Raw genomic sequence first — 3,017 nt, 5'->3', positions numbered from 1 at the left:
CGGGGCTGCTGGAGAGGGGCGCGGCGGCCGGGTCGGGCGACGGCTGCTCCTCCGCGGTGACGGCGGGGTGCCAGCCGTGCCGTCCGAGGGCGACGACCAGGGCGGTGACCATCCGCGGGTCGAACTGGGCGCCCGCGCAGCGCCTCAGCTCCTCCAGGGCGGCCGGAACGGGCCTGGCCCTGCGGTAGGAGCGGGTGGAGGTCATCGCGTCGAAGGCGTCGGCGACGGCGACCACCCGCGCGGACTCCGGGATCTGGGCGCCCAGCAGCCCGTAGGGGTAGCCGCTGCCGTCCAGGCGTTCGTGGTGGTGCAGGACGGCGGCGCGGGCCTCGCCGAGGAACGCGATGCCGCGCACCATCTCGTGGCCGTACTCGGGGTGCAGTTCGATGACCCGGCGCTCCTCGGGGGTGAGCGGGCCGTCCTTGCGCAGCAGCCGGGTGGGGACGCCGAGCTTGCCGACGTCGTGCAGGATGCCCGCGAACCGGAGCACCTCGACGCGGCTGTCGTCCATGCCCAGCTCGCGGGCGATCATCATGGACGCCTGGCCGACGCGTTCGCTGTGGCCGCGGGTGTAGCCGTCCTTGATGTCGACGGCCTGCACCAGGGCCCTGATGGTCGCCTGGTGGGCGGCGCGCTCGCGGTGGTACTGGGCGAACGCCCACCAGGACACGCACATCGGCAGCAGCACCAGCAGCGCGGCCACCGGGCCGTAGGGGCTGCGCCAGAGGACGGCCATCATCAGCCCGGCGAGGCCGTGCACGCCGATCGGGGCGAGGGAGCGCCCGAACAGGCCCCGCCAGGCGCGGCGGGCGGGGACGCGTTCGGCGAGGGCGCGGATGCCGCCGTCGAGGGCGGTCAGCACCAGGCAGAAGACGAGGACGGCGGCGCCGGAGGGGACGAGCGCGTACGGGAAGTCGGAGCCGACGACGGCGTCCCGGCCGCCGAGCGCCCAGTGGGTGCGGCTCGCGGCCCAGACGGCGACGACGAGCTGAGCGGCCCGCCAGAGCCTGCGCAGCCGGGGTGCGGGCCGCTCGGCGCGGGCGCGGCGGGTGAGCGGCAGGAGCAGCGCGCCGGGCACCGGGACGAGCGCGGCGGCGGGCGGCGGGAGCAGGAAGGCCCCGGCGAGCAGCACGGGGTAGAAGGTGCCGGCGGAGTGCCAGCGGGCAGCGGCCTGCTCGCAGCCCGCGTAGACGACGGCGAGCAGCAGCACGGCCCACGGCGGCGTGGCCAGGGAGGGGAGCGGGATCAGCGCGTACAGGGCGGCGAGAGTGACGCAGCCGATGTACGCGCGGGCTCCTGCCGGAACCGCCTCCATCACGCCCCTCCCCGGCCGCTCCTGCTCGGAGTGAGGAGCCTAGGGCGGCCTGGGGACGATGTGGGCTTATCACCCGTCGATTAGCACGTTCGGGTGACGGAGGGCCGGGTTCCGGGGGCTACGACTCCTGCGGGGTGGCGGTGACGTCGTGGTCGGGCACCGCCTGCCCGGAGCGGATCAGGTCGAGCCTGCCCAGTACCTTGGCGCGCAGGTCGGTGGGGACGTCGTCGTGTCCGCAGCACCGCTTGACCAGCTTCTTCACGGCCTCTTCGAGTCCGTACTTCTCCAGGCACGGCGAGCACTCCTGGAAGTGCTGCTTGAACTTGTCCCGGTCGATGTCCGGCATCTCGCTGTCGAGGAACTCGTAGAGGTGGTCGAGGACCTCACCGCAGTCCGTCTCGTGCGGCTCTCCGCAGCTCATGAGCCCGAACCTTTCGCTTCGTTCGACTCTCCGGCACCGGCCGGGACGAGCCCGCGCTCACGGGCGTAGTCCTCCAGCATGCCGCGCAGTTGGCGGCGGCCCCGGTGCAGCCGGGACATCACCGTTCCGATGGGTGTCCCCATGATGTCGGCGATCTCCTTGTAGGCAAAGCCCTCGACATCGGCGAGATACACGGCGATGCGGAACTCCTCGGGGATCGCCTGCAGCGCCGCCTTCACGTCGGAGTCGGGCAGGTGGTCGAGCGCCTGCGACTCGGCGGAGCGCAGACCGGTCGACATGTGCGACTCGGCGCGGGCGAGCTGCCAGTCCTCGATCTCCTCGGCCGCGGAGCGCTGGGGTTCGCGCTGCTTCTTGCGGTACGAGTTGATGAAGGTGTTGGTGAGGATGCGGTACAGCCACGCCTTGAGGTTGGTGCCCTCGCGGAACTGGTGGAAGGACGCGTACGCCTTGGCGTAGGTCTCCTGCACCAGGTCCTCGGCGTCGGCCGGGTTGCGCGTCATGCGCAGGGCGGCCGAGTACATCTGGTCGAGGAACGCGAGCGCGTCCCGTTCGAAGCGCGCGCTGCGCTCCGCGGTGCTCTCGGCGCCGGTGCCCTGGCCCTCGGGCTGCTCCGCCTGGCCGTCGTCGGTCCCTGCGTCGATCCCAGTGACCGGACCCACCTCCTCAAGATTCCGGGCGGAACCGAGACCGGTCCCACCAGATTCGGAGGATAGACGACGATCCGGTCCGCCCGCCGCCCGGACAGGCGTGGTCTTCGCCGCGTGCAGCACCGTCCACTCCAGGTCAGCGCTGCTGTGACGGCTCGGGCAGATGGTCGAACCCATGCGGCGGACTTCCTTCCGTGGACTCCGGGACGGTGGTGCCGGCGGATCGGCACGCAGTCCGCACAACAGCCGTCGCCCGCGCAACATTCCCGGGCGTCAGCCGAGTGACGCGGTCCACGCGACGACGGCGTCCGTGACGATCGCCACCGCCTCGTCCTGCCCCAGGGGCGCCCGCTTCGGCACCGCGAACCCGTGGTCGGCCCAGGGCACCTCGACGAGGTCGCGGTCGCCGGGCGGGAACTCGTCGGGCCGTCCGAACGGGTCGTTGCCGCCCTGGACGACGAGGGTGGGGAGCCCGGCGCCGAGGAGTTCGGCCGCGCGGGACTTCTCGGGCCTGCCCGGCGGGTGGAGCGGGAAGCTCAGCGCGAGGACGGCGCGCGCGCCGAGACCGGCGGCGGTGCGGCAGGCGACCCGCGCGCCCGCGCTGCGCCCGCCC

The 3,017-nt window shown here is 73.2% G+C and carries 4 protein-coding genes; all 4 read right to left on the bottom strand.

What is annotated here, in order from left to right:
* Window positions 1-1,315 (bottom strand): HD-GYP domain-containing protein (locus GA0115242_RS00930; protein ID WP_093823440.1); only part of this gene is annotated, 1,315 nt, incomplete at its 3' end.
* A gap of 118 nt (window positions 1,316-1,433) precedes the next feature.
* The gene (gene rsrA / locus GA0115242_RS00925; RefSeq protein ID WP_093823438.1) at window positions 1,434-1,736 is read right to left on the bottom strand and encodes a mycothiol system anti-sigma-R factor; all 303 of its coding nucleotides are present in this window, start codon (window positions 1,734-1,736) and stop codon (window positions 1,434-1,436) included.
* Window positions 1,733-2,416 carry an RNA polymerase sigma factor SigR gene (gene sigR, locus GA0115242_RS00920; RefSeq protein WP_218088632.1) on the bottom strand — a complete coding sequence of 228 codons (684 nt, stop codon included), beginning with the start codon at window positions 2,414-2,416 and terminating at the stop codon, window positions 1,733-1,735. Before sigR ends, rsrA begins: the two co-directional genes overlap by 4 nt.
* A 261-nt stretch (window positions 2,417-2,677) precedes the next feature.
* On the bottom strand, window positions 2,678-3,017 hold a 340-nt coding region (locus tag GA0115242_RS00915; protein ID WP_346012613.1), incomplete at its 5' end, for an alpha/beta hydrolase family protein.

The sequence above is a fragment of the Streptomyces sp. SolWspMP-5a-2 genome (genome assembly GCF_900091845.1).
In the GTDB taxonomy this organism is placed as follows: domain Bacteria; phylum Actinomycetota; class Actinomycetes; order Streptomycetales; family Streptomycetaceae; genus Streptomyces; species Streptomyces doudnae.
This window is presented reverse-complemented; position numbering and strand designations above follow the sequence as displayed.